The organism is Actinokineospora sp. NPDC051303 (assembly GCF_055586285.1).
In genome coordinates this window covers 31,653-58,432 of record NZ_JBVJIN010000030.1, presented here as the reverse complement: position 1 = coordinate 58,432, position 26,780 = coordinate 31,653, and the positions used below count along the sequence as shown (strand labels likewise).

18 protein-coding genes and 1 tRNA gene are annotated in these 26,780 nt (G+C 68.0%); 12 read left to right on the top strand and 7 right to left on the bottom strand.

Annotated features, from left to right (window positions below; genetic code table 11):
* Window positions 1-5 precede the first annotated feature (5 nt).
* The 4 genes from ACZ6SD_RS22175 (at window position 6) to ACZ6SD_RS22160 (ending at window position 7,389) form a co-directional block, all read left to right on the top strand.
* Window positions 6-2,546, top strand: coding sequence for a penicillin-binding protein (locus tag ACZ6SD_RS22175; protein ID WP_465318871.1), 2,541 nt, complete (start codon window positions 6-8; stop codon window positions 2,544-2,546).
* 1,450 nt (window positions 2,547-3,996) lie between these two features.
* A complete protein-coding gene (locus ACZ6SD_RS22170) occupies window positions 3,997-6,336 on the top strand; it encodes a glycoside hydrolase domain-containing protein (RefSeq protein ID WP_465318870.1) in 2,340 nt (779 codons plus the stop codon).
* A gap of 25 nt (window positions 6,337-6,361) precedes the next feature.
* Window positions 6,362-6,739: a hypothetical protein gene (locus ACZ6SD_RS22165; protein ID WP_465318869.1), complete on the top strand. Its 378-nt coding sequence runs from the start codon at window positions 6,362-6,364 to the stop codon at window positions 6,737-6,739.
* Window positions 6,736-7,389 carry a hypothetical protein gene (locus ACZ6SD_RS22160; protein ID WP_465318868.1) on the top strand — a complete coding sequence of 218 codons (654 nt, stop codon included), beginning with the start codon at window positions 6,736-6,738 and terminating at the stop codon, window positions 7,387-7,389. The genes ACZ6SD_RS22165 and ACZ6SD_RS22160 overlap by 4 nt, the downstream gene beginning before the upstream one ends.
* 352 nt (window positions 7,390-7,741) lie before the next feature.
* Here the strand turns inward: ACZ6SD_RS22160 and ACZ6SD_RS22155 are convergent, their stop codons facing one another.
* Window positions 7,742-8,212, bottom strand: a complete 471-nt coding sequence (locus tag ACZ6SD_RS22155) for a GatB/YqeY domain-containing protein (protein WP_465318867.1) — start codon at window positions 8,210-8,212, stop codon at window positions 7,742-7,744.
* A gap of 69 nt (window positions 8,213-8,281) precedes the next feature.
* Here ACZ6SD_RS22155 and ACZ6SD_RS22150 point away from each other — a divergent pair, with 69 nt between their 5' ends.
* The 5 genes from ACZ6SD_RS22150 (at window position 8,282) to ACZ6SD_RS22130 (ending at window position 15,813) form a co-directional block, all read left to right on the top strand.
* Complete coding sequence (locus ACZ6SD_RS22150; protein WP_091456823.1) at window positions 8,282-9,247, top strand: metallophosphoesterase; 966 nt, start codon at window positions 8,282-8,284, stop codon at window positions 9,245-9,247.
* A gap of 18 nt (window positions 9,248-9,265) precedes the next feature.
* Window positions 9,266-9,339 (top strand) — tRNA-Pro (locus ACZ6SD_RS22145).
* Between the two features lie 173 nt (window positions 9,340-9,512).
* Complete coding sequence (locus tag ACZ6SD_RS22140; protein ID WP_465318866.1) at window positions 9,513-9,701, top strand: hypothetical protein; 189 nt, start codon at window positions 9,513-9,515, stop codon at window positions 9,699-9,701.
* An 89-nt stretch (window positions 9,702-9,790) separates the two neighbouring features.
* Window positions 9,791-14,515 (top strand): hypothetical protein, encoded by a 4,725-nt coding sequence (locus ACZ6SD_RS22135; RefSeq protein WP_465318865.1) that lies wholly within the window; start codon window positions 9,791-9,793, stop codon window positions 14,513-14,515.
* A gap of 614 nt (window positions 14,516-15,129) precedes the next feature.
* The gene (locus ACZ6SD_RS22130) at window positions 15,130-15,813 is read left to right on the top strand and encodes a hypothetical protein (RefSeq protein WP_465318864.1); all 684 of its coding nucleotides are present in this window, start codon (window positions 15,130-15,132) and stop codon (window positions 15,811-15,813) included.
* Window positions 15,814-16,300: 487 nt separating this feature from the next.
* Here the strand turns inward: ACZ6SD_RS22130 and ACZ6SD_RS22125 are convergent, their stop codons facing one another.
* From ACZ6SD_RS22125 to ACZ6SD_RS22115, 3 genes are all read right to left on the bottom strand, one after another.
* Window positions 16,301-16,930: a hypothetical protein gene (locus ACZ6SD_RS22125; protein WP_465318863.1), complete on the bottom strand. Its 630-nt coding sequence runs from the start codon at window positions 16,928-16,930 to the stop codon at window positions 16,301-16,303.
* A gap of 155 nt (window positions 16,931-17,085) precedes the next feature.
* A complete protein-coding gene (locus tag ACZ6SD_RS22120; protein WP_465318862.1) occupies window positions 17,086-17,295 on the bottom strand; it encodes a ferredoxin in 210 nt (69 codons plus the stop codon).
* A gap of 43 nt (window positions 17,296-17,338) precedes the next feature.
* Window positions 17,339-18,004, bottom strand: coding sequence for a hypothetical protein (locus tag ACZ6SD_RS22115; RefSeq protein ID WP_465318861.1), 666 nt, complete (start codon window positions 18,002-18,004; stop codon window positions 17,339-17,341).
* Between the two features lie 79 nt (window positions 18,005-18,083).
* Between ACZ6SD_RS22115 and ACZ6SD_RS22110 the strand changes: the two genes are divergently transcribed.
* A complete protein-coding gene (locus ACZ6SD_RS22110) occupies window positions 18,084-19,925 on the top strand; it encodes a S9 family peptidase (protein ID WP_465318860.1) in 1,842 nt (613 codons plus the stop codon).
* Window positions 19,926-20,162: 237 nt separating this feature from the next.
* Here ACZ6SD_RS22110 and ACZ6SD_RS22105 read toward each other — a convergent pair whose 3' ends face one another.
* A complete protein-coding gene (locus ACZ6SD_RS22105) occupies window positions 20,163-20,720 on the bottom strand; it encodes an NADPH-dependent FMN reductase (protein ID WP_465318859.1) in 558 nt (185 codons plus the stop codon).
* Between the two features lie 141 nt (window positions 20,721-20,861).
* Between ACZ6SD_RS22105 and ACZ6SD_RS22100 the strand changes: the two genes are divergently transcribed.
* Window positions 20,862-21,917 carry an alpha/beta hydrolase gene (locus ACZ6SD_RS22100; RefSeq protein ID WP_465318895.1) on the top strand — a complete coding sequence of 352 codons (1,056 nt, stop codon included), beginning with the start codon at window positions 20,862-20,864 and terminating at the stop codon, window positions 21,915-21,917.
* Window positions 21,918-22,440: 523 nt separating this feature from the next.
* On the opposite strand, the gene ACZ6SD_RS22095 is transcribed toward ACZ6SD_RS22100, so the two are convergent.
* Window positions 22,441-23,598 (bottom strand): serine hydrolase domain-containing protein, encoded by a 1,158-nt coding sequence (locus ACZ6SD_RS22095; RefSeq protein ID WP_465318858.1) that lies wholly within the window; start codon window positions 23,596-23,598, stop codon window positions 22,441-22,443.
* 245 nt (window positions 23,599-23,843) lie between these two features.
* Between ACZ6SD_RS22095 and ACZ6SD_RS22090 the strand changes: the two genes are divergently transcribed.
* Window positions 23,844-25,034 carry an MFS transporter gene (locus ACZ6SD_RS22090; protein ID WP_465318857.1) on the top strand — a complete coding sequence of 397 codons (1,191 nt, stop codon included), beginning with the start codon at window positions 23,844-23,846 and terminating at the stop codon, window positions 25,032-25,034.
* On the opposite strand, the gene ACZ6SD_RS22085 is transcribed toward ACZ6SD_RS22090, so the two are convergent.
* Window positions 25,009-26,766 (bottom strand): serine/threonine-protein kinase, encoded by a 1,758-nt coding sequence (locus ACZ6SD_RS22085; RefSeq protein WP_465318856.1) that lies wholly within the window; start codon window positions 26,764-26,766, stop codon window positions 25,009-25,011. The two genes, ACZ6SD_RS22090 and ACZ6SD_RS22085, sit on opposite strands and share 26 nt — an antisense overlap.
* Window positions 26,767-26,780 lie beyond the last annotated feature (14 nt).

Sequence of the window (26,780 nt, the reverse complement as noted above, 5' to 3'; positions counted from 1 at the left end):
TGCACGTGCGTGTGGGAGACAGCCTGCTGAAACTACTCGGTCTCTGCCTGCTCGCCGGCGTGCTCGTCGCCGGCATGCTGTTCCCGATCGTGGGGGCGTTGGGGGTCGTGTCCAACCGGGCAAGTGACACGATCGACAGTGTCTCGGCCGACCTCGTGGCGACCCCGCCGCCGCTGATCACGACGATCACCGACAGCGCGGGCACCCCGATCGCGTCCCTGTTCGACCAGTACCGGATCCCGGTCGCCCCCGAGCAGATCTCGGCGACGATGAAGGCCGCGCTGGTCTCGATCGAGGACCGCCGCTTCTACGAGCACCACGGCGTGGACTGGAAGGGGACCATCCGCGCCGCGATCTCCAACCAGTCCGGCGGCGACGTGCAGGGCGCGTCCACCCTCACCCAGCAGTACGTCAAGAACTACCTGATCAACGTGGTCAACCGGGACAACAAGACCGAGCAGTCCCGGGCCCAGGAGCAGACCATCGCCCGCAAGCTGCGCGAGGCGCGGATCGCGATCCAGCTTGAGCAGAAGATGGGCAAGGAAGAGATCCTCGCCGGGTACCTCAACGTGGTCGAGTTCGCCTACGAGGTTTACGGCATCGGGGCGGCGGCGAGCGCGTACTTCGGCACCACGCCCGACAAGCTCACCGTCGCGCAGTCGGCGCTGCTCGCGGGCGCGGTGAACAACCCCGTGCTCTACAACCCGTGGCGCAAGCCCGCTGAGACGCTGCAGCGGCGCAACGTCGTCATCGACAAGATGGTCGAGAACCAGAAGCTCTCACCGGACTTCGCAGAGGCGGCTAAGAAGGAGCCGTTGGGCGTGCTTCCTTCGCCTAAGAAGCCCGCGGCCAACTGTGTCGGTGCGGGCCCCGAGTACGGGTTCTACTGCCAGTACGTGTTCGAGTACCTGGAGAAGGTCGGGTTCACCGAGGACCAGATCAAGACCGGCGGCTACACCATCAAGACCAGCTTCGACGCCCGCGCCACCCAGCTCGCCAAGGCGGCGGCCGAGGCCGAGGTGCCCAAGCGCCAGCCCGGCATCGCCAACACCATGGCCATCGTCGCCCCCGGCAAGGAACGCCACCAAGTCCTCGCCCTGGTCGCCAACCGCGACTACGGCCTCGACGCCGCCGCGGGCCAGACCACCTACGGCCTGCCCAGCCGGATCGCGAACAAGTTCGGCGCGGGCTCCATCTTCAAGATCTTCACCTCGGCCGCCTACCTGGAAAAGGGCGGCGGCATCATGAACCAGGTCGACGTGCCGTCCACCTACACCTCTCAGGTGTTCATCAACGGCGCGGCTTCCTGCCCCCCGACCGCCAGACAGGGCGACGGCGCCACACGGACATACTGCGTGCGCAACGCCGCGGACTACCCGGGAAAGCTGACCCTGCAGGACGCTCTCGCAACCTCCCCCAACACCGCCTTCGTGATCCTTGAGGAACGGGTCGGGATGAGCCCGGTGGTCGACATGGCGAGCAGGCTCGGCCTCCGCGACACCATGGCGTCCAGCATGGCCGGTTTCGATCCGAACCCCGAGCGCAAAGAGGACGAATACCGGCTCAGCCAGTCCGACTTCTTCAAGCCCACGCCCACCAACGCGGGCAAGGCGTCGTTCACGCTCGGCCCTGGCCCGGTGAGCACCCTGGAGTTGGCCAACGTCGGCGCGACCATCATGAGCGGTGGCGTCTGGTGCCCACCGTCGCCGCTGATCGAAATCCTTGATCGCAACGGCAAGAAGATCGAGGTCAACGAGCAGCCGTGCGAGCAGGCCGTCGCCGAGCCGCTGGCCAACACGCTGGCGATCGGCCTGTCCAAGGACGAGACCACCGGCACCGCGCGGGCCGCAGCCCAGGCCGTCGGCTGGAACCGGCCGATGATCGGCAAGACCGGCACCACGCAGGAGTACAAGTCGGCGGGCTTCCTCGGCGCCACCCCGCAGTACGCGGCGGCAGTGCTGACCTTCAACGACAGCCCCAAGCCCCAGGGCATCTGCGACACCGACCCGCCCCGCCTCTGCGGCACCGGCGGCAACATCTACGGCGGCAAGGTCCCCGCCCGCACCTGGTTCCAGACGATGTCGAAGCTCCTGGAGGGCCAGCCCGCGCTGCCACTGCCGCCACCGGACCCGCGCTACCTCGACGGCGGCCCGGAGATCAAGGTCCCGGACGTCATCGGCAAGAGCCAGGAAGAGGCGACCAGCATCCTCCAGCAGGCCGGCTACCAGGTCGTCGCCAAGGACCGCAACGACGCCCGGCAGAAGGGCACCGTCGTCGGCCAGTCCCCCCGCGGCGCAGCCCTGGCGGGCGAGACCATCACCATCCAGGTGAGCACCGGCTACGTCCCACCCCCACGCACCTCGGACGCCCCACCCCCAGCCAGCGAATCAGCCCCACCCCCAAGCGACAACGGCGGCGGTGACAACGGCGGCGGCACCCCACCCGCGGAAGGCGAGAACCCCGGAAACGGGAACGGCAACGGCAACCCCGGCGGCGGCTTCCCCGGCGGCGGCCCACCGATCACCATCGGCCCTATCCGCCCCTGATGGCAATCAAGGGCGGATAGGCGTCGAGGGTCACTGCGCCAAACGTGACGCGATGATCGGTCGAATGCCGGGTTTGATGAACACAAGCACGGACTATTCAGCGCAGGTGCGCACACATCAATTTTGGTGTGCACCCAACCCGATTGGAACAACAAAGCGACTTGCAGCAGGGGTCAGCACGGGCTAACCGCCGGGTGCGGATCGCGTCCCGTGGCCAGGTAATACCCCGCGACGTACCCGATCACGTTCTCCCACGGGTTGGCGTAGGTAGTTCCCACGTAGTACCACACACTATCGCCATTAATGGACTGGCCATACACATAGCACCCGAGCCACACTTCTTGGCCAGCGTTCAAAGTCCCAATGACCGAAGTACTCGTATTTGCCCCGGCGCGTACATTGACCCGGGCCGTAGTGTCAGCGCAGTACAAATCATCAGGAGATCCCGTATAACATGCGTGGATCGCCGCCGAAGCAGTCCCGGCCGTCACCGTGCCTAACATCAGCACTGCGCCTGACAACACTCCGGCGACCTTGAGAACCGCGCGACGAGAAAATTTGACAGAATACATTGAATAGTCCCTTCGCCACCAGGGGCGACTAGTCGATCACTTCACCATTACAGCCAGGATCTCACTCTTCAAGACATCACCTGCCATTGCGGCGATAAAACACACGCGAGGCGGTGCGCAGAAATTATCGTTCACCCCAGAAACACTTAGCAAACGCGTCCAGACTCACATGCCAAGCGCATCAGAACGACGCGGGCCGAATGACATGCGAGCTACGCGATCGCCCCCTTCCCACAGGGTTCCATGGAAGCATACGAGCGCGACTTTGAGCAATACACTTCACGGCCGATCTGCGTCACTGGCGGCAGCCACGAGAAGTCCGCCAACCGGAGCGATCAAGAACGCCAAAGATCCATCGCGCTACGGGACGGCAAGCGATCGCGCGCAGCAACATTCCCTGCGCTTATGATCTACGCCACCGTAACGCGAGCATCCTTCCGCGCACTCAGAAACCGATACCAACCTGAACGGGCTATTGCCAAACATCGCCTTACCTGCGAAGCTACCCGCAAGGTGCTCAACCTGACGAGTGGGGGCTCAGATGAGCAAAATGCCCGGTTAATTTGACCTGCGGCCCGACACGGCCACAAGGTCGACCTGTGCGATCCAACACAGTACCGTCAGCGGTTTGATTGCAGCGCACCGAACATGCGCGGACATCCGCGGCAGCGCAGGTCGATGCACAGCTGATATTCCTGCTGACATTTATTAGCCGACCACCCGCTTGACGTAGTGGTTCCTATGCGCGCTTGGGGGAGATGTCGCACTGAATATCGGGGGTAGTCGGTGCGGGCGCAGTCGCGCACCGCCGGATCCGGCACGAAATCGGATTCGGCCAACTTCGTCTGCTGGCGTGCTTGCCAGACTTGGGGAGAAGAATGCCTGACGCCAAGGTGCTTGAAGCGCAGAAGTGGGTCAACGCGACCTACGGGGCCGTGGCAGGCTACAACCGCTGTCCGGAGGACGGGAAAACCGCGTGGAGCACCATGTTCTCGCTCACCCGCGCGCTGCAGCACGAACTAGGGATCACCGCTTTGTCCGACTCTTTCGGCCCGACGACGCTCAGCAAGCTCGGAGCCCTGGGCGATGTGGGCCCCGGCTTCGGCAACCAGAACATCGTTCGAATCCTGCAGCACGGCCTGTTCTGCAAGGGCTATTGGGGCGGCAATATTCCCGGCAACTACGACACCGCCACCCAGAACTCTATCTTCAAGATCATGGGCGACATGGGGTTGGACCGCTCGATCAGCACGTCGCCCAAGGTGTTCAAGGCGATCCTGACCATGGACGCCTACGTCCTGCTGTCACCCGGCCGCGACGAGGTGCGCTGGATTCAGCATTGGCTGAATAACCGTTACTTCAACCGGTCCACGTTCTTCATCATCCCGTGCGACGGAGTGTTCTCCCGCGATGTGCAGAAGGCCCTGATGCGGGCCCTGCAGTACGAGTTCGGCATCCCGGACGACCAGGCCACCGGCAACTTCGGGCCTGCCACGGAGAACGGTCTGCGCAACCACACCCTCGCCCAAGGCGCGAGCGGGGTCTTCGTCCAACTGTTCAGCGCCGCGTGCGTGTTCAACGGCCCCGCCTTCACCGCGGGCGGGGACGTCTACGCGCGGTTCCAGAGTTCCTATGACGCTGACCTGGCCGCCTGGGTGCGCGCCTTCCAAGCGTTTTCCCTGCTGCCCGCCACCGGCAACGGCGACTACGGGACGTGGGCGCAGTTGCTGATCTCCACCGGCGACAAGGACCGCGAGGCACACGGCTGCGACACCCGGTTCGAGATCTCCGCCGCGCGGGCGGTCGAGCTCAAGGCCTCCGGCTACGACATCGTCGGTCGCTACATCGACGAGGACGAAACCAGCACCCTGGACAAGGAGCTCAAGCCGGGCGAACTGAACAACATCTTCAGCGGTGGCGTGCGGATGTTCCCGATCTTCCAGCTGAACTCCCGCCAACTGGTGGACTTCGACTACGACAAGGGCCGGGCTCACGGCCAGCGCGCGCACGACCGCGCCGTCGGTTACGCCTTCAACCAGGGAACGGTGATCTACTTCGCGGTCGACTACGACGCCACCGACGAGGAGATCACCAGCAACATCATTCCGTACTTCCGCGGCGTCCAGGCGGGCCTGGCCAGCCGCGGCAAGCGCTACATCGCCGGGGTGTATGGCTCGCGCAACGTCTGCACACGGGTCTCCACCGAGGCCAGCGCGCGGTTCTCCTTCGTGTCAGGCATGTCCTACGGATTCTCCGGCAACCTCGGCTTCCCGATGCCGCGCAACTGGGTCTACAACCAGATCAAGGAGTACCGCTTCGCCCCCGGCGGATCCACACCCATCGACCTCGACCGGGACGTGCACCGGTCCAGCCTGGACCGCGGCGTGGGGCCGGAGAACGTCGGCTCCACGGCCACCACCGTCGACACCTTCCTCATCTGGGTGGAGGCCGTCTACGCGGCAGCGGTGAACTACCGCAACACCCACCCCGATGTCGATGTGAACAACTTGACCCTGCAGTGGATGCGCTACCCCCGCTACCACGGCCTCGCCTCAGGCTGGCAAAGCTTGATCGGCGACGCCGAGGAGGAGTGGCTGGAGTACGCCCACAACAACATCCCGCCGCGGGTGGAGAGCTTCGTCGACCCGTCCTGGGGCGTCGAGGTGCAGACCAACCACCTCGCCGCGTCGATGAACGCCGTGCTACTGAAGAACACCGGTCCCGGATCGGAGGTCAACGAAGGCGACTTCGGTTCCTGGGGCGGCGCCTTGATCAGCTTCTATGTCGACTGGCGGGACAACGCCACCTCCTACGCCTCGGGCTACGCCTTCTGCCAGGATCGGTTGGCAAAGGTGAACGTCGTCTCGTCGTTCCCATTGGGCGACCTGATCGAAGACGTCGACGCCTGCCTGGTCGGCTGGGCGCTGCGCGACGGCGCCCAGATCCACCAGGCGCTGCGGTTCCACCTCAAGCAGGGCGGTCACCTGCACCGCTTCCGCGACTATTTCTTCGCCCGCCACAACGGCCGCGCCGCGGACGCCGTGGCCACCGCCCGCACCATGCTGGCCGCGACGCTGCCCCCGGTGATAGCGGGCCTGCGGCTGGGCCTGCTCGGGAATGCGATGTACCCCTGGTTCATGCCCGATGACAAGCTGGACCCGTTCCTTCAGGGCTACGCGGACGTGCTCCAGAACCTGGTGGGACAGGAGAGCTCGTGACGTCAGCGGAAGGGGTGGCGGCCTCGTGGCCTTGTTCGTGATCGTCCTGTGGCTGGCGGCCTCGCTGCTGTGGTGGGGCTTCTTCCGACTGGTCCGGCAGGCCGTGCGGCCCGCGGCCCAGGACTGGGTGCTGCTGACCGGCCTGGCCGCGGTGACCACCCTGGCCTGGTACGGGTGGGGGTGGTCGCACCTGTTCGTCGTCGACCTGGAGTACCGGTGCCCCGGTCACGACCCTGCCGACGTCCCTTCCTATTTCCCGCTGAGTTGGACCTGCGCGGGTACCGAGAACTTGGTGCCCGCGCACATCAACCCGATCTTGTTCGCCCTGCTCGCCCTCACCGCGGCCTGCGCGGTCACCGCGCTGGTCAAGGCGCGGAGGGCACCTCAGAGGAGCACACGATGACCGAGACGAGCAGCGGTATCGGCCGCCGCGGGTTCCTGACCGGGCTCGGCCTCGCCGGTGGCGTGGCCGGGGCTTGGACGATTGGCCTGGCGACCCCTGCCAGTGCCGCGGGGTGGGCCGCGGACACCTCCGCCAACGGCTGGCCGATCCCGCCGAAGGACGTGTCGACCCACCCGGTGGAGGGCTCCGCGGCCTTCGTCCCGCTGCCCGCGGGCCCGGTGGCGGTTCTGCTGCTGCACGTAGCCCGCCGCTTCCACTATGAGATCGCCACCCTCGACGCCGGTGACGTCGTCGGCGCCAGCACCGGTTCCGCCGTCACGGTTCCCGTCGAATCCAACCACTTGTCTGGCACCGCGATCACTCTGCAACCGGGTCTGCGCCCCGCAGGCGTGGTCGACACCTACTACCCGCACGAACTGGCCATCCTCCGCGACATCCTGGCGGACTGCGACGGCCTGGTTCGCTGGGGCGGCGACGACCTGACCGGCCCCGCCGAGGGCCTGTTCCACATCGCCGCGGCCCCGGGCAGCCGCGCCTTGGCCAAGACCGCGAAAACACTGGACCGCACTGCGGGCACCAACCCGGACCCGTTCATCCCCCAGCGCCGCTCCCGGGCAATGGCCCTGGAACGCGAACAACGCCGCCGCTGATCCGACGGGTGGCGAGGACCTAGCCCTCGCCACCCTTCTCCTCCGCGCGGAGCCGGTCGGTCACCAGAGCACAACATCGTCGTCTCGGAAGACGAGACCGACGGGTCCTCCTTCGGGGAGGGTGGCGAGGCGGCGGGCCCCGCTCGACGCGGCGCTGGCCGCGGTCGTGCGGGACACCGCCGGGTGGCTCTCGGCCATCCGGCGGATTCCGGACGGCGTCCAAGTGGTCGCGGGCTATCGCGGACACGCCGCAGGACTGCTCGGCCAGCGCGAGGTGAGCGTGTGCTTCACCTTCACCCTGACCTGCGGCGATGCTTGGCGGCTGGAGAGCGCGAGACGACCTGCTGAGCGCTCAGCCGGTGAGCTTGGCCTTGACGGCGGCGGCAACCCGGCCGCCCTCAGCGCGCCCCGCGACCTTGGCGTTGGCCGCCTTCATGACCTGGCCCATCTGACGGGGACCAGGAGCGGCGCCAAGCTCGCCCGTGACGTCAGCCACAGCCTCGTCCACCAAGGCGGTCAGCTCGTCGTCGGACAACTGCTTGGGGAGGTAGTCCGCGAGGACCTCGGCCTCGTCCAGCTCCAGCTGCGACTGCTCCGCGCGTCCCGCGCCCGCGAACGCCGCGGCGGCCTCTTTGCGCTTCTTGACCTCGCGGGTGAGGATCTTGAGGACCTCGTCGTCGGTGAGTTCCCTGGCCTCGGTGCCCGCGACCTCTTCCGTCGTCACCGCGGCAAGAGCCATGCGCAGTGTCGCGAGCCGGGTCTTCTCCCGGTTCTTCAGCGCGGCGGTGAGGTCCGCCTGCAACCGGTCCTTGAGCTGAGCCATGAGAAGAACCCTACTGACTCCGCAAACGGAGTTTCGGCCTCGGCCACGCCGCCCCGTACGCTCAGGGGTGTGAGTGACGCAGCCAGGACCCTCAGTCGCATCGCACTCGGCACGACCGCGGTCGGCGCCGCCACCCTCGCCTACGCGGCGGGCATCGAACGCAGGCACTGGACCCTGCGGCAGGCCACGCTGCCGGTGCTCGCCGAAGGGGCGCGGCCACTGCGGGTGCTGCACATCTCCGACCTGCACATGCTGCCCGGGCAGAAGTCCAAGCAGCGCTGGGTCGCCGCCCTGGACGAACTCAACCCCGACCTGGTCGTCAACACCGGCGACAACCTCGCGCACAAGCAGGCCGTGCCCGCCGTGGTGCGCGCCCTCGGGCCGCTACTCAACCGCCCCGGCGTGTTCGTCTTCGGCAGCAACGACTACTACGCCCCCCGGTTCAAGAACCCGGCGCGGTACCTGTTCCCGTCCGACAAGCGCATCCACGGCATCCCGCTGCCCTGGCGGGACCTGCGCGCCGCCATGGTCGAACGCGGCTGGATCGACCTCACCCACACCCGCACCCTGTTCACCGTCGACGGCCGCACCATCGCCGCCGCGGGGGTGGACGACCCGCACCTCAAGCGCGACCGCTACGACGAGATCGCGGGCAAACCCGACCGCCAGGCCACCCTCCGCCTCGGCGTCACCCACTCCCCCGAACCCCGCGTCCTCGACCGCTTCGCCGACGACGGCTACGACCTGATCATGGCCGGACACACCCACGGCGGCCAGCTCCGCATCCCCGGCTACGGCGCCATCGTCACCAACTGCGAACTCGACCGCTCCCGCGCCCGCGGCTCCTCCCGCTGGGGCGCCCACACCTGGCTGCACGTCTCCGCCGGACTGGGCACCTCCCCCTTCGCCCCCGTCCGCTTCGCCTGCCCCCCCGAAGCCAGCCTCCTGACCCTCGTACCCCGCACGACCAGCAACGACCCGGCCCAAGAAGGCGCCAAGGGGGCCCGATTCGGAGCCGGAGCACGCGTCCGATAGACTTCCCTCGTTCCACACCGGGGTGTGGCGCAGTTTGGTAGCGTGCTTCGTTCGGGACGAAGAGGTCGCAGGTTCAAATCCTGTCACCCCGACGATCGACTGGGCGACGCATGTCCGCGGAAAGCGCGGACTGCGTCGCCCGTTGTCGTATCTGGGGGTGCCCCTAAGCGAACCTTCCATTGGTTACATATGGTGGACAGACTCGACTGCGCAGCCATCGCCGCGAGGCAACAGGTGCCGATCTCGGTCGAGATACGACGTGTGCGTGGACGCCGAGATCGAGGAGCGCGTACGTCGAGCTGCTGCGCAAGCCGTCGCCGACGTTGTCAGCGACCTGGATAACACGCTGCGCCGCATGACCCGCAACAGCACGGGCGGGTTGTACCCGCCCCCGGCTCATGCCGCGTCTACCAACAACGACGCCGCCAGTGGCCTCGGATATGCCTGGCGTTGATGCCAGGTCGGACTTGACACGATCAGCCTGTGGGGCCTCGTTAGGGTGTTCGAGTGGCTAGGCCTTATGCGACTGGCGGAGGCGGCACGGTGCTGGAGCACCGCTACGGGGCGACACTATTGGCTCGCTTGCTGACAGCCGGTCCAATTCCGATGCTCGGGGACAGTGTCTCGCCGGTTCAAATCGGATTCCAGCGTGATGCGGTCAGCGAGGTCGACGACATCGTTGTCATCGGACGGATGGCCGACGGGCGCCAGCGGCACCTCGCGATTGGTGTGCGGCGATCGCCGAGATTCATCCCAAGTCACGGGAAGACAGTGAAGCTGCTCGCGACTTACCTCCTAGTAGCACGTGATCGCTGGGACGACATAGTGGCGGGCCGATGGCGCCTCGGACTGGCCGTCGCAGGCCCGCATGCCGACGCGCGGAGGATCGCTCAACTAGCCGCGTTGGCGCGGGCACTCGATGAAGCGGAGTTTCGCACCGCCGTCGCGTCAGGTGCGGCGGCGCTGGCCACAAGGCTGAAGCGACTGGACGAGATGGTCGTGCTCGCGGCCGAGCAGGTCGGTGAGGCAGTCGCCCCTCGCGAGCTGACCTGGCGGTTGTTGTTCGCGCTCTGGCCGGTTGAAATCCACGTTGAGGGCGCTGATCAGCGAGACCGCGCGGACACGGTCGGAATGCTTCGCGGAGTCGTGAAGTCAGGGACGCTGGCCGCCGCCGACGCGCTGTTCCGACGGCTGGATGACTTGGTCGGAGACTACGCACCCGCAGGCGCCGTCGTGAGTGAGGCCATGCTGCGCCGCGACCTCGCCGAATTCCCCCTCATTGGCTCGTCCGCGTCAGCGCCGGGATGGTTGGTATTGGATCGGCTGCTGGCCCGACTGCGTGACCGCACCAGCCTGCGGCTGGCTACTCCCGAACGTGAACTCGAGATCGATCGTGTCGAGTCGAGAGCGGCGCTGCGGGACCGGTTGCGGGCGGTCGGCGCGGACACCGGGGTACTCATCGTCCGCGGTGAACCTGACGTCGGCAAGTCCTCGATGACATTGCAGGCCATCGAGGAACTGCGAGCCGAGCACGCGGGCGTGGCCGCGCTCAGCCTCCGTGACCTGCCCGTGACGATGGTCGAGTTTGAGGCGATCCTGGGGACGGGCTGTGTCGAGGTGCTGGCTGGGGCATCGGTCGACGAGGTCCGACTGCTGGTGGTGGACGGCGCTGAGGCAGCGCTGGAGGGGCGGCAGACTCTGTTGGCCGACCTTGCCACCGCAGCTCTTCGCGCCGGGCTCGGTGTTGTCACGGTCACTCGGTCGGACGCCGCGAGCGTGGTGGCCGACTGCCTCAGATCAGCCGAACGCGCGGTCGGTCGGGTGGCTTCCCGCCCACCCGAGTACGTGGTCCCGCCGCTTAACGACGACGAGGTCGACCAGCTAGCCGCGGCGTTCAGCGGGTTGAGCAGGCTGGCCGAGGACCAGCGGTCCGTCGAAGTCCTGCGACGTCCCGGTCTCGTGGACCTCCTACTGAGGAGCGACGCGGCACTGGCCCTGCCCGACCGGGCGTTGTCCGAAGCCGATGTGTTCGCTGCGATCTGGCAAGGTCTCGTCCGCCGCACTGGGGTCGGCTCTCCCGACGCGCGAGAGCGCACCCTTGTCGCCCTTGCCCGCAGCCAGTTTCTCCTGGGGTCGACCCCCGCCTTGTCTGTGGACGTGTCCGCGCTGCCATCGCTCCGTTCGGATGGCCTGTTGCTGCCATCGAGTTGGAACTGCCGCGAGGACTTCGCCACCGACCTGGTGCGGGATCTGGCGGTGGCTCGATTGCTTCTGCTCGACGGCTGGTCTCTACTCGCCGAGGCGGGTGCTCCGCGGTGGGCGTTGCGGGCAGTGCGGCTCGCGTGCCAGGCGACGGTCGCCGCAGCAGGCCCCGACTTGAAGCACCACTTCCTTCAGCTGACTCAGGCGTTTGAAGCAATCGCCGAGGAACATGGCCAGAGGTGGGCCGAACTGCCGTTCGAAGCCATGCTGACACTCGGGAACGCCGACGAGGTCTTGGCCACGGCCTGGCCCTGGCTCACCAGCGCCCAGCGGGCTGTCCTGATCCGACTGGGCGTGCAGCGCTACACCTGGGGCGATAAAGGCGACACGACCGTTCTCACCCCCCTGGTCAGACTTTCGTTCCACTCGCCGTGTGGGATCAGTGCGCTCGGCTGGCTCGATATCGACTACCAGACGAGCGAGCTGACACTCGCTTGGCTCCGGAGCACCTCGGACGAGAGCGATGCGATGAATCCAGTCCGCCAACTGGTGCGGGACACGGTGCTAGCGGCGGCGCCCTCTAGTCGCGACAGAGCCGCTGTGGAGATGATCGCCCTGCTTGGCCCCGATCTCAATTTACCCGCCGAGGAATTTCTGCGTGAGGCGGCCGAACGGGAGTGTGAGGATCTGCTACCAGTGTTCACGTCTGACCTCGCCGTGTGGTCGATGACCCGTAATAGACTTGATCTATTGTTCGACCTCACCCATACCTGCCTCACGATGTCGGATTTCCCGTGGCCTGATGACTGCATCGTTTTTCTCGCGCTTATTTACGCAAATCGCGGCAGAACTTTGTCGCTGGTTAGACGGCTGCTGGATGAGTTCGCTGCTCGGGGCGGCGGGACCGGCGTCGAACTGGAACTCAGCGCTGAAAATCGGCGGTGGTGCAAAGGCGACGCGGTCACGTGGAGCTTGTATACCCACACTCCCTCGACTTCGAGGGCGTGCGTCAACGCGCTCCGGGCCGTCGAGATCTACGCGGATGAATTGATACGGTCTGGAACGCCGCTCCGCGACGTGGCGGATTCCCTGTTGCGTGGCTGCGAGAACCTGGCAATGCCAGGACTGGTGGTCGGATTGTTGCGGCGACACATCGACTCCGTCGTCGATGAACTCGACCACTGGCTGATGCAACCTCATGTATGGGAATTCGAATGTAGCGTCCAGAATCGGCGCACGAACCCGCCTGTCGCGAGCCATCAGGCTCCGGATATCCGGCTGGCAACCGCTTTGCTGATGGTCAACGCACTCGAACAGCACGACCAGAGTCGTGTGACCGCGCTGAAACAGGTCGGGTTGGAGTTGGCCCGCCGAATCCGGCAGCGGGTCGCGGCAAGCGACGGCGCCATAGCCGAGCGCGCGGTGCTGTGGGTTGACCTTCTGAATGCTGAGCGCTATCGGCCTGTGTGGCGTGACGGCAAGATCGCTGATATTGGCTTTGTGTCATCTGGACTCCGATCCAGGGGAGAGGTGCTCCAACGTGAACTGGACACACCAAATCGCCTCTTTGAAATCTCCATGCGTTACCCCCCACCGGGAATTTTCTTCGGCGCCATCAAGATTCCAGAGGGCCTGGCTTACCATTTGGCCGACGACTTGACGTTTGTCCAGGCGATCGCAGTGGGCGAGTCGCTCAGCAAATCAGATCGCATCGCAATTCGGCGGGTCGTCGCGACAGCCGTGACCGCGTTCGCCGACGAGAAGGTCATGATCTCCGGTGAGGACCTCCGTTGGGTAGTGATCTATCTGATGGCCCTCCCGTTCACCTACGACCATGATGAGTTGATTTTCCACGGCGTTGGCGTGGCTCTGGTAACCCTGCTTCATCCGAGATTCGTTACCGAAGACATCGACTACGCGAGGCTGGAGCAGAGCCTGCTCGAACAGGCCAAAGCACTGTTGAACGAACTCGAGGACGGCTTGGCGCTCGGTGCCGACCGACTCTGGGAGGCGCCTTGTCCCGGTACGGGCCGTTGCCCGCATGCGGTGGCATGGACCGTCGTGGACGAAGTTCTTCGCCGAGAGGCCCGCTGGAGGACAGGTTACGGCAGAGGTGGCACTCCAAGGCTAAGGCTGAGCGGCCGCCTTGAGGAAGCCATTCGCAGGCTGTCTGCCGACGAGTTGGCGGTAGACAGCCTTCCGGGCGTCGTCGCGGCTTGTGTGTATGCCGTGTGCAGCGATTGTTGTGTCACCGAACGGGCTGAGTCGCTGGTTGGAGTCCTGCTTGATGCCTACCGTCGTGCTATCCAACATCGTTGTGTCGTGCCCAGCTGGCAGCACGAGACCGGCAAGAGACACCAAGCGGTTGCAAGAGCGCTCTTCCTCGTCGCCGCACGCGGCAACCGCGAGATCCTGACTACACATGTGAAGGTCTTGGCTAAGAGTCCTGTTGCGTTGGGCGTGTTCCTGCGCGACTTGGCTTGTCAGGCCACGAGCGATGTCGAGGTACGCCGGTCGCTGCCAGACGTCTGGCCCAGCGTCATGTCGGCGGTTCTCGACCTGCCTGTGGTCGATGATGCCGATTACCGGGCGGCTCTTGCCGTGCTTATTCCTGAGCCGCGTGTTTCGCGGGAGGATTGGCCACCGCCTCCGATCGACGTCAGGCCCCTTGCCGACGCGTTGGGGATGACCACGGCCAACCCCGAGGATGTGCTGTCGACCACACGGAGCCAATGGATCACCCTCGAGGCGCTCGGCGACCTGGTGGATCGGTGGATACCGTTGGTGCACGGCGACTTCCGCGCTGTGAATGCCCTCGTCGGCGTGGTCAGGTCCATGCCGGTGAGCGAGCAGGTTACCAGCGGACTGCCCATGATCGAGAGGGTCATTGGCGGAGACTACGACTACGTTGGATTCTTCTCGAGAACGGTGATGGATTGGCTGGACGAACTGCACTCGGTCGGCTGCTTCGCGCCGCCGGACGTCCGAGTGTTCAACCGGATCGTGGACACGCTGGCGGCCGAAGGGAGCGAGCGTGCGGTGGAACTCCAAAAAAGATTGGAGTGAGGCCACAGGCGAAACACTTCCGTCAAGCTGCGACAGACCATCCATGACACCCAGGGGCCCCTCACCGCCGAACAGATCGCCACCGTCGCCGCCCTGTCTGCGCAAGGCTCATGGTCGCCTTCCTCACTGGCGATCTTTCGTCGTCTGGTTGGTCGGTGTGGTCGCGGCAGATTACCTCCTCTCTGCGCTGTGACTGGGCCAGCCGGTAAACAGGGAACCCGAGCACCACCGTTGACGCCTTATTTCGGTAGCGGCGGCGCAGGTAGACGATCAGCCCGACTATTAGCACCGGGACCGCGATGATCAGCTGGCTCGCTGGTCCGGCGGTACCAGAAGCGACTGCGGCGTGCTCTCGCGATTAGCCGCCCGGGCGCCAGCGACGGTGCGGCGGAGGTAGCCGTGGCGGTTGCGGCCGTCGATCTCGATTTGGTCGAACCGCCGAAGTTCGTGTGCTGGTGGATGATACCGGCGGAAGGCAATGCCAGGAATTCGCCTTCAGCTCTCGCACGTCCACGAATGGGTGTCGATGATAAGCCGACTGGGTCTGTCGACGGGATTTTGCGCCCGTGCGGACGGTGGTCCTGGCATCCTCGGTCATCGACCGAGGGGGAAGCGTGGCTGAAGCGAACTGGAAGACGATCAATGGCAAGCCGGTCCTCATCAACCAGCCCAAGAAGGCTGGGGCGGCGGCGGTAGCAGCGCTCGGCGTCGGGGCCGCGGTCGCCTTGGGGGGCGAGGGCGCGTTCGGGGTGGAGGTCGGTTCGACGGTTGAGTCCCAGGCAGGCAGGGGGGTGGATCGAGCCACTGACAATACGGTCGACTCGACCAGGGGAAATGGGCGCAATGCCAAACGGGACAAGGCGTTGCTCAAACGGGGCCTGAAGGTGCTTAGGCAGGAATTCGACGACCAGTTCCAGTGCGCTGTGCACTCATACGGGCAGGTGCGGGACTTCTTCCTGCGCACACGGTGCGCGAAGCTTCACCGAGAGCTTGTCGTGGTGATCGGTCGGGATCAGGCGACGTTCGTTGTGGCGATCTCCTGGGTGCACATGCCGTCCGCGGGTGATGCGGCTCAGCTCAAAGGGCTGGTTGATCGGGACGGCACGGGAAACGTGTCGGCTATCGCGTCGTCAGCGCTGGGTCTTGCCGGAGTGCGCTACACGGGCAGGTACTACGGCTCACGTCTAGATGGGGACATAGTGGTCATTGGGGAGTCCGCCGTGGTCAGCGGGCACCCGACTTTCACGGAGCTTGACGGCGCGGCGGAGACCGCGGCGTTACTGCACGAGCCGGATTGACCAACCCGGTGGGCCCTCGGGCTAATCGAGCGAGACCAAGGGGACGGCCGTGGCTATCCGATCAGGTGTCAACTCCGGCCCGAGCCTTCGCCAGGCTCGGACACGGGTGGGGACAGCGTGACGGCTACCCGTCATCGGGGAGCGCATTCACCGCGATCGGCCCAGTCGGGCGCGGGCGCCGCGCTCGCCCGATCAACGCGAGCAGCCAACAACCACCTTCGACCAGCGCCAGGCCCGACTGGCCAGCCGCACCGGCCCCCCGTCCACGCATATTCGATGCAGTTGCCATGGTCAGGGCACATGTAACCGTGGATTGAGTCACCCACGGCGCGGTCGACAGCCGATCCAGCCGCGGCCCAGGTCCGGCGGGCGGTCGGCCCGCTGGGCAGCAAATGTGTAACCAATGGGCTTGTCGCCCGCGGTGCGGTGGGTAGCCGAACCAACGTGGGCCATTTGTGATGGCTTGGTCGGTGGGGTTTGGTGTGAGTTAGGAGTCAGTTGCGTGCCAGTGGCTGGTGTAGGCGGAGGCTTCCGCGGTGAGCCAGGCGTCAAGGGTGGTGGTGTTGGTGTTCTTGGGAAGGCGGTGTTCTTTGGCCCGGCGGACGTCCACGACCAGAGGCGTGGCGGTGGGGATGGGAAGCAGATCGGGCATGCAGAGTTGGAGTAGCCGGAGGGCGGCGTTGGCGGCGTCTCGGGGAAGTGGGGCTTCCTTGAGGTAGAGGAGGACCGCGTGGTGGGCGCCCTGGCGGGTGCGGATGCCCAGGTGCGGGGCCACCTCGACGTCCAGGTCGGCTACGCGGAGGGTGGTTGTGGCAGTGGGGATGGGGGTGGCCTTCGCTTGGCGCCACCAGTGGAGGAAGCCGGTGGTGACTTCGGCGAAGGCGCGGGGCTGGCCGGTCAGGTCGTCGGGAATTGGGGTGGCGATGAGGGCCGCTTCCGGGTCTTGGGCGGTCACCGCGGTGTGGATGGCGGCCAGGATCGGGCGGTAGAAGAGGGTGGCGTTGTGCCCGGGAACGCGGGCGCGGTCGTGCTGGCTGGCGATGATCTCGGTGCGCCTGCGGCGGTCTCCCGCGGCGTACTCGGCGAAGGACGCGGTGTTGATCGCGACGGTCTCCACGGTCTCTCCCTCGGTCGAAGTGCCTGGGGAAAGCCTACCGCCGGGGCATGACACAAATGTTCGACTGAACGGGTGTTCGCGCAGGTCAGGGAGACCGGCTCGCGTGCTTTCCGGTGGCACGCGAGCCGGGTGCGTCGGTGGTCAGCGCGCCGCGATCACTCCAGGAGGTCACGGCCGTCTTCGGTCACCGAGATGGCCAGGGCGGGGCAGGACTCGGCCGCGTCGAGCACGTTCTCGTCCGGGTCGATCTCGGTGGCGCGGGCCGTGGCGGCGGTGCCGTTCAGCTCGAAGTGGTCTGGCGCGGTGGCCACGCAGACGCCGGAGGCCATGCAGCGGCCAGCGTCCACTCCCAGTTTCCATGTCACCCCACCACCGTAAGGGCTTCCGGTGGCTCGCGTCAGGGGTTCGTCACCCGGGAATCTCCTCGAACGTCGACACGATCTGGCGCAGCGCGGGCTCGGCCGACTCCCGGCGGTCGGCGAGCGTCCAGCTGACCACCTGGTGGTAGGCGTTCTCGCCGTCGACCAGGGTGTGCCAGAACAGGGCGTCGACACCGGCGATCTTGGTCTTGACCTCGTAGCGGACCGCGGGGTGGCCGCCGACGGTGAGCTCCTCGCCCTGGTCGACCGTGGCTTGGTCGGGCAGGGACGTCATCGAGTCGAGGGCGGTCTCCTCGAAATCAGCGAAGTCCGCGAAGCCCGCCTTGTCGTCGGTGATCACCATGACGTAGCGCTCCTGGTAGATCTGCCCGTAGGTCAGCACCGCGGCTTCGTTGCGGTACTCCTCGGGCAGCTCCTTCCACTGCGCGGGCAGGGTGAGCCTGCTGCGGCCGTCGCGGGCGGTGACGACCGCGGTGCCCTGGTCGACCTCGGCGGCCGGGGCGCCGCTCGGGCTGGTCGCGGTGGCCACGACCAGCCAGGTGATCGCCGCGAGCAAGGTCACGAGCAGCGCCGACAACCCGACCCACAACCGGGTGGACTTGCGCGGCGGCTCCGCGAGGGGCGCCAGGAACCGCTGCGGCGGGGCGAACTGGCCTGGCGCGTTGGTTCTCGGCCCCGGAAAGTCATCCCACATCGAGACACCGCCCCCAGGTCGGGTCCGCCCGCTCGATCAGCGGGCGACGCCAGTCTATCGGCCTGGCAGGATCGACGGTGTGACGAATCATCCTGTCGCCGAGGTACCCGACCGCCTGTTCGCCGACGACGAGGCCGAGACACGGTGGCGGGCGCGTTTCCACGCCGCCCGGGTGTCGCTGCCGAGCTGGGCGCTGGAGGCGCCCGACCGCAACGTCTACGTCTCCAACGCCAGCGGGGTGTGGGAGGTCTACGCCTGGGACCGGGCCACCGACACCCACCGGCAGGTCACCGACCGCCCCAACGGCACCCTCCACGCGACCGTGTCCCCCGATGGAGAGCACATCTGGTGGTTCGCCGACACCGACGGTGACGAGTTCGGCTCGTGGGTGCGGGAACCGTTCGCCGGGCTGCCCGCAGGCGCCGCCGCGAGCCCCGCGGTGCCCGGCACCAAGAGCGGCTACCCAGCGGGGCTGGAAATCGGCGACACCGTGCGCGCGGTGGGCGTCGCCGACGACGACGGCACCACGATCTTCCTCGCCCGCGGCTCAGCCGACGCCGAGGTGATCTACCAGAACGAGCACGACGGCGGCGTGTCCGCGCTCTCGCGCGACGAGCGGCTGCTGGCCATCGCGCACTCCGAGCACGGCGACAACCGGCACCCCGCGCTGCGCGTGCTGTCGGTCGCCGACGGGTCGACCGTCGCCGAGAAGTGGGACGGGCCGGGCAAGGGGCTCGACGCGATCGAGTTCAGCCCGGTCGCGGGCGACGCGCGGCTGCTGGTGCTGCACGAGCGCCGAGGCCGCGAGGAGCTGCTGATCTGGGACGTCGCCGCCGACACCGAGCAGGAGATCACCCTGGACCTGCCCGGCGAGGTGAGCGCGAACTGGTACACCGATGGGCGCGCTCTGCTGGTCGCGCACACCCACGAAGCGCGCAACACCCTGCACCGCTACGACATCGCCACCGGCGAACTGACCACTTTGGACACCCCGGCTGGCACCATCGGCTCCGCGCACGCCCGCCCTGACGGCACGGTCGAGTACTCCTGGTCAAGCGCGGCCGAGCCAGCCGTGGTGCGCGCCCTCTACGACGACGGCACCGAACGGGTCCTGCTGACCCCGCCCGGAGAGCGCGCGCCCGGCTCCGCGCCGCTGGCCGACGCGTTCATCGAGACCGAACACGGCCGGGTGCACGCGCTCGTCGCCCGACCGATCGATGCCCCGGACGGCCCGCTACCGACCGTGTTCAGCCTGCACGGCGGCCCGCACGCCGCCGACGAAGACCGGTTCTCCGCGTACCGGGCGCTGTGGCTCGACGCCGGGTTCGCCGTGGTCCACGTGAACTACCGCGGCTCCACCGGCTACGGCTCCGCCTGGCGCGACGCCATCGAGGGACGGCCGGGCCTGACCGAACTCGCCGACGTCCGCGCGGTGCACACCTGGGCGGTCGAGTCCGGCCTGGCCGACCCGCAGCGCTGCGTGGTCAACGGCGCGTCCTGGGGCGGCTACCTGAGCCTGCTCGCCCTGGGCACCCAACCCGACCTGTGGGCGGCGGGCGTCGCGGGCGTCCCGGTGGCCGACTACCTGGCCGCGTACGAAGACGAGATGGAGCCGCTGCGCGCGTTCGACCGCGCCCTGTTCGGCGGCTCCCCCGCCGAAGTCGGCGACCGGTACGTCGAGTGCTCCCCGATCACCTACGTGGACGAGGTGCGCGCCCCCGTGCTGGTCCTCGCGGGCGAGAACGACCCCCGCTGCCCCATCCGCCAGATCGACAACTACCTCGACCGCCTCGCCGAACGCTACATCCCGTACGAGATGTACCGGTATGACGCGGGACATGGGTCGCTGGTGGTCGCGGAGACGATCAAGCAGTCGCTGATCGAGGTCTACTTCGCGCTACGGGCACTCAAACTGCGGTAAGCGAACGGAGGCCACTTCCCCACGGAAGTGGCCTCCCCCTACCCGAAAGACCGCCCCACAACGCCAACGCCGCAAACGCTTTCGGCACCCGTCGAAGCCCACCCGAAATGCCCCACCCGCCCTGGGGGCCGGGCCCTGCTCCATCCTATCGGCGCAGGTCAGCGCAGGGAAGAGGGTGCGGCGCGCCTGTGGATAACTTGCGATCATGGCTGCGCGCCGGGGTGGAACGAACCGGGATCAAGAGCGGTTCAGGGCGAACTCGACCACCTGGGCGCCGATGGTGCGCAGCGTCGTGGCGACGACGGGGTCGGAGGAGTCGCCGGTGGTGTCGAAGGTGGCTTCCGCCGAGTTGACGGCGGCGCCGAGGGGGGTGGGCCAGCCGCGCAGGGCGTGGACGACCGAGCGGAGGGCGGTGAGGGTGGTGACCGAGGCCTGCCAGCCCGCCGCGGTGGCGACGCAGCCGACGGCGCGGCCGTCGAGGTAGGGGCGGGTGTCGCCGCGGAGGTCTTCCACGTAGTCGAGGGCGTTCTTGACCAGGCCGGAGACCGTGCCGTGGTAGCCGGGCGAGACCAGGATGACGCCGTCGGCGGCGCGGAGTTCCTCGACCAGGCGGCGGGCCTCGGGTGAGCGGTCCGGGACCGCCGGGTCGTAGAACGGCAGCACGAGGTCCGCGCCGGACAACGCCGTCGTCTTGGCGCCCGCCGCGGCGGCTCCCGCCAAGGCGATGCGCAGGGCGCGCTCCGACTGCGAGTCCGCGCGAAGCGACCCGCCGATTCCCACCACGGTGACCGTCACCTGGCCATCCTTCCATCGGTTCCCCGCACCGTACGACCTCTACCGCGCTGGAGGTCCCACACCTGTGAGACGGGTTACCGAAATCGCTACCAGCAGGTAACATCCCCGCAGAGCTACCGAGGAGGCGGCGTGTCGAAGTTGATGGAACGGGTCCCGATCCAGGCCCAGGCCGCCTTCATGCGCGCGGCGTTCGCGCTGCCGCAGCCGCTGCGCAGGCTCATCGCGGGCCAGCCAACCCGCATCGACGGGCAGGAACTCGCCCTCGACGCGCAGCTGCTCCTCACCTTGGACAAGATGGCCGGTTACTCGCTTGTGGACGGCACCCCCGAACGGTCGCGCGCCATGTTGGACCGGTCGCGGCACCTGGTCAGCGGCGTCCCGATCGAGCCGGTGACCGTGCGCGGACTCACCCTCGACGACGACATCCCAGCCCGGCTCTACACCCCCGCCGACGTGGGCGAGGACGCCCCGCTGCTGGTGTTCTACCACGGCGGCGGGTGGGTGCTGGGCACCCTCGACAGCCACGACAACACCTGCCGTTTCCTGGCGAAGCACGCCAAGGTGAAGGTGCTCTCCGTCGACTACCGCCTAGCCCCCGAACACCCTTTCCCCGCCGCCGCCGAGGACGCCTACTCCGCGTTCCGCTACGCCGTCGCGCACGCGGCGGAACTCGGCGTGAACCCCGACCTGATCGCGGTCGGCGGCGACTCCGCGGGCGGCAACCTGGCCGCCGTCACCGCGTACCAGGCGGTCCGCGCTGGCGGCCCACGCCCGGCGTTCCAACTCCTGTTCTACCCCGGCACCGACGCCACCGCCCGCCGCCGCTCCCGTGACCTGTTCGCCGACGGGTTCTTCCTCACCAGCGCCGACATCGACTGGTGCACCGACCACTACTGCCCCGACACCGAACGGCGCGCGGACCCGCTGTTCTCCGTGCTCCGCGCCGACGACCTGACCGGCATGCCTCCCGCCTACATCGCCACCGCGGGCTTCGACCCCCTGCGCGACGAAGGCGAGGAGTTCGCCCACAAACTCGCCGCCGCCGGGGTCCCCGTGGCCCTGAGCAGGCACCCCGACCTGATCCACGGCTACGCCAACTTCATCGGCGTCGGCACCCGCTTCCGCGAAGCCACCGCGGAAGCGGCGGGCGCGCTGCGCACCGGCCTGGCGATGAGCGTCCCCGTCCGCACGTCCTGAGCGGGCCTGCTTCGCCACCGCCAAGGCACGCGGCCTTCATCGAGCCCCGAGCACTCCGTGATCGCAAGTTATCCACAATGATCGCGAGTTATCCACAGGCGCGGCGCACCCTCTTCCCTGCGCTGACCTGCGGCGATAGACTGGAGCGGGGTCAGCCCCCAGGGTGGGTGGGGTTTTGTTGTGGGGGCTGTGGGGCGGTGAAAAGGCCGAAATTGGGCCGTTGTGGACGTGGGCGGTCGAGGTTCTTGTGCCCTGACTGAGCCCGAGGTCGGGACAAGCGATCGCCCTGCTGGGCGCCTGGCGGGCAGCTAGCCATCTTCTTGCCAACCAAGCCTGCCGCGGAGGCGGTCGGTGGGTGGGCGCTCACCTGAACGCCACCAAGCACCCGAACCTGCCGTGGGGTGGAGTGGTTCTTCGGGGCGAAGGAAGATCGCCGGGCTGGGCTCGCGGGGGTGGCCGAAGGGATTCCACCACAGCGATCTTCCTTCGTCGGGCTTCCGAGAGACCACGTCGACCAATGAGGTCAGCGGCGAACCAGTGCCTCAGTGACCACCCGGGCGCTCGTCTCGGGCCAGTTGTTGTCGCTCAGGCTCATGGGGCCTAGGCGGACGACGACGGTGTCGGAGCCTGGGTCGACCTGGACGGTTTGGCCGCCGAGGCCGAGGGCCCAGTACATGTCCGCTGGGGCGTTCGGCACCATGTGCTCGCGGGGGGCGTTGGCGCTGTCTTCGGGGGTCATGGGGACCAGTGGGTCGGCGACGGCGCCGAGGCGGTTGAGCCACCACAGGTAGCCGTAAGCCGACGTGATGGGCTGGGATGGTTTGCCGGTGGCCTCGTGCACCCAGCGGCTGGGCACGATCTGCCGGAGGTTCCAGCGGCCGCCCTTGAGGAACAGGTGGCCGAAGCGGGCCAGGTCCTCGCAGGTGGACTGCATTCCGAAGAACATGTTGGTGTTGCCCGCCGGGTCCTTCGTCATGCGGGTGTCGCGCATTCCGATGGGGGCGAACAGGTTCTTTTCGGCGTACTCGGCCGGTTCGGCGCCGGTGGACTTGCTCAGCACGTCGTCCAGGGTCTGGATGGCGGCGTTGTTGTAGGTCCAGACGTCGCCGGGGCGGTGGTCCTGCGGGAGGGAGACGCCCAGGGCGGTGCGGTCGTTGGCGGTGGGGAGGGCGCCGTAGTCGGTGGACATGTCCCAGTGCCTGCCGGAGTTGTTGCTGAGCAGGTTCTTCACCGTGACCTGGGATGCCGGGGTGCCCGCCCAGGCCGGGATGTACTTGGCGGCCTTGTCGTCGACATTCAGCTTCCAGCGGGACTGGGCGATGCCGACCAGGGTGCTGGTGACCGACTTGGTGACCGAGAAGACCTCTTGCGCCGAGTCGGCGGTGGCGCCGTTCCAGTACCACTCGCCGACGAGGCGGCCGTGGCGGATGACGACCATGCAGTTCGAGCCGTCGGCTTGGGCCGCGGCGGCGATTTCGGCGAGTTTGGCCGGGTCGAAGCCCTCGGCGGCGGCGTCGGCGCGCTGCCATTCCGCGCCCGGGTAGGCGCCCGTCCACCAATTCACGCCCAGCGGGGCGCCCGGCCGCGCGGAGGCGCCCGGTTGGAACGCGACCAGCGCACCGGCGGCGAGCATCACGGCGGTGGCGGTGGTGGCGAGTTTGCGACGCGTGAAAACAGGCATGCCTGCCCCTCCGATTTTCCGATTCCGGAAAATATTGGCGGCGCGGACAAGCGGTTGTCAACGCCAACTTTTCGCTTTGTCACCTTTGAAAGCCAACGACAATTCTCGGGCGGGCGAAGACGGTATTTGTTATCCGTTTCGCGCAACGGGCGGCCGCCGTCGTTCCTGGAGTCGATCAAGACCGGCCCCCACCCGGTCGGGGTTATTCGGTTGACGGCGCCTGCCCGACACGGTGGCATCAGGTCATGCGGCGCTATCGGCGGATGCTCAGCCTGCCCGGGATGCGGACGCTGATGATCCTGATGCTCTTCGCCCGGCTCCCGACCTCCGCCGCGAGCATGGTGCTGACCCTGCACGTCGCGGTCGGGATGAAACGGGGCTACGGGGCGGCCGGGCTCGTCGGCGGGGTCGCCACGGTCGGCATCGCGCTCGGCGCGCCGGTCATGGGCCGGGTGGTCGACCGCTACGGCCTGCGGCCGATGCTGGTGGTCACCACCGCGGGCGAGGCCGCGTTCTGGCTCACCGCGCGGCACATGTCCTACCCGGTGCTGCTCGCCTGCGCGTTCGCGGGCGGGTTTCTCGTGCTGCCCGCGATGTCCATCGGCAGGCAGGCCATCGCCGCGCTGGTGCCGGAGGCGCTGCGGCGCACGGCGTACTCGATGGACTCGGTGTCGGTGGAGTTGACCTACATGGTCGGGCCCGCGGTGGCGGTGCTGCTGGCCACGCAGGTCTCCACGGGCGCGGCGGCCACCGGGGTTGGTGTCACGGTGATCCTGGTGGGGGTGGCCCTGTTCGTGGTGAATCCGCGGGTTCGGGCCCACCACGAGGAAGCGCACGGCAGCGAGCGCATCCCGCGCCGCGAGTGGCTGACCGCGCGCATGGTCGGGGTGTACGCGGTCGGCGCGGGCGCGGTGTTCGTGCTGGCGGGCACCGACGTCACGATGGTCGCGGCGCTGCGCGCGGCCGGTCAGCTCGACTGGACCGGCGCGGTGGTCGCGGCCATCTGCGTGGCGTCGGCCGCGGGCGGCCTGGTGCACGGGGCGGTGCGGCGCTCGCTGCCGCAGGTGACGCTGATGGCCCTGCTCGGGGTGCTGGTCATCCCGGTCGGGCTGTTCGCCGGGCAGTGGTGGATGCTCGCGCTCGCCCTGATCCCGAGCAGCGCTATGTGCGCGCCGACAGTCGCGGCTACCGGCGAAGAGATAAGCCGGTTGGCGCCGCCCTCTATGCGCGGTGAGGCGACCGGTTTGCAAAGTTCGGCGTTCACTCTTGGCGCGGCTACCGGGTCGCCGTTAGTGGGGTTCGTGGTCGACCACTCGTCGGCGGCGTGGGGGTTCGCGGTGGCCGGGGTCGGCGGCGTGCTCGTCGCCGGGGCCGCGTGGGCGCTCGGCGCGGGCCGGGTCGAGCGGACGCCTATTTCAGCAGGTAGCCCATTGTGAACTCGGTGGTCTTGCCCTCGCAGTTCGGGTCGCGCGAGTCGAAGTGGCTGCCGCCCTGGTTGCACCGCTGCAACGCGATGGTGCCCGGGGCCTGCTTGGTGAGGATGTAGCCGAGGAACCCCAGCGTCTTCTGGCCCTCGCAGCCGCCGGTCTGGTCGGTCGAGGTGAACCGGTCCTCGCTGTTGCTGACCTGGCAGGCGAAAAGCTTGCGGGTGCCTGGCTCCGCGTCCTTCACCAGCGACCCGAGCACGGCCTCGCGGCTGAACCCGGCGGGCGGCGCGCCCGTGCCGCTGTAGTGCCAGCCGGACGGGTGGTTGTACCGGATGAGCGCGACCGGGACCCGGGCGGGCGTGGACGAGGTCGGCGCGACGCTCGACGGCTGGCCGGGCGCGGGCGATGCGGCGCCGTTGGACACGGCCGAGGTGGGCGCGGCCGAGGCGCCGCCGCTGGGCTGGGCCACCGACACGGACACCGAGACCGACACCGACGGCCCCGCGGCCGAGGGAGCAGCCGGGGCGGCGGACCCGGGCGCGCCCGGCGCGTCCCGCGTCTCCGTCGTGGCGGACTGCTCGTTGGCGACCTGCTGCGGCGCCGCCGTTCCCTTCTCGCCCTGCCCCGGGACCAGCAGGAACACCGCGACGAGACCCGCGACGACGACGCCTGCGGCGCCCGCGAACAGCAGCGTGCGCTTCGACTTGCGCGGCGGCTCGTCCCAGTCCGGCTGGTCCCAGCCCGGCTGCTGGTCCCGTGCCGGCTGGTCCCAGTCATCGGCTTGGGCGACGGCGGGCCGAGTCATCCGCCGCGGCTCGGCCACGACCGCTGTCGGCCCGGCCACGACGTGGGTCTCGTCGGTGATCGCGGACAGCACGTCGGTGGTCTCCGGGTCGCCGCCGCCCGAGGGCGGGCCGAGCAGGCTCAGGACACCGCCCGCGGTGAGCCGGGCGTCCGGGTCGTGGTTGAGCAGGCCGAGCACGACCGAGGCGAGCGCGCCCTGGGCGCGCACCGGGCGCGGCTTGTCGAACATGATCGCGTGCAGGGTGGCCGCGGTGGTGGTGCGGGTGAACGGCGCCTGCCCCTCCACGGCGTGGAACAGCGTCGCCCCCAGCGCCCACAGGTCCGACGCCGGGCCGGGCGAGGACCCGGAGAACAGCTCCGGGGCCATGTAGCCGGGCGAGCCCATCATGCCGGTCGTGGTCAGCGCCGGGTCGTCCATGGCGCGGGCGATGCCGAAGTCGGCGAGCTTCACCCGGTCGCCGGGCAGCACCATGATGTTGCTGGGTTTGACGTCGCGGTGCACGATGCCCGCGGCGTGCGCGGTCCGCAGCGCGCCGAGCACCTGCCGGGCGATCTCGCGGACCCGCGCGTCCGGCAGCGGGCCGCGGGCGAGCAGGTCGGCCAGGGTGGGCGCCTCGACCAGCTCCATGACGATGTAGGCCGAGCCGTGCTCAGCGGTCACGTCGAACACGGTGACCACGGCCGGGTCGTTCAACCGGCCCGCGGTGCGCGCCTCGCGCAGCACGCGTTCGAGGAAGATCTCGCGCTCGCGGCCGCCGATGCCGGGCGGGATCGGGACCTCCTTGAGCGCGACCTGCCGCCCGATGACCTGGTCCTGCGCCCGCCACACGACGCCCATGCCGCCGCGGCCGAGTTCGCCAACGACCGCGTACCGGCCCGCGACCACCTTCTGCTCCACCAGACCCCCCGAAACCCCGAACGGCGCCCCCGTACGCATCGAATGCTACGAAG

Excerpts from the sequence above, each read along its gene's own strand:
- ACZ6SD_RS22115 (WP_465318861.1), bottom strand. The coding sequence starts at position 18,004 with ATGTGGGATGACTTTCCGGGGCCGAGAACCAACGCGCCAGGCCAGTTC.
- ACZ6SD_RS22170 (WP_465318870.1), top strand. The coding sequence starts at position 3,997 with ATGCCTGACGCCAAGGTGCTTGAAGCGCAGAAGTGGGTCAACGCGACC.
- ACZ6SD_RS22160 (WP_465318868.1), top strand. The coding sequence starts at position 6,736 with ATGACCGAGACGAGCAGCGGTATCGGCCGCCGCGGGTTCCTGACCGGG.
- ACZ6SD_RS22100 (WP_465318895.1), top strand. The coding sequence starts at position 20,862 with ATGGAACGGGTCCCGATCCAGGCCCAGGCCGCCTTCATGCGCGCGGCG.
- ACZ6SD_RS22095 (WP_465318858.1), bottom strand. The coding sequence starts at position 23,598 with ATGCCTGTTTTCACGCGTCGCAAACTCGCCACCACCGCCACCGCCGTG.
- ACZ6SD_RS22155 (WP_465318867.1), bottom strand. The coding sequence starts at position 8,212 with ATGGCTCAGCTCAAGGACCGGTTGCAGGCGGACCTCACCGCCGCGCTG.
- ACZ6SD_RS22085 (WP_465318856.1), bottom strand. The coding sequence starts at position 26,766 with ATGCGTACGGGGGCGCCGTTCGGGGTTTCGGGGGGTCTGGTGGAGCAG.
- ACZ6SD_RS22090 (WP_465318857.1), top strand. The coding sequence starts at position 23,844 with ATGCGGCGCTATCGGCGGATGCTCAGCCTGCCCGGGATGCGGACGCTG.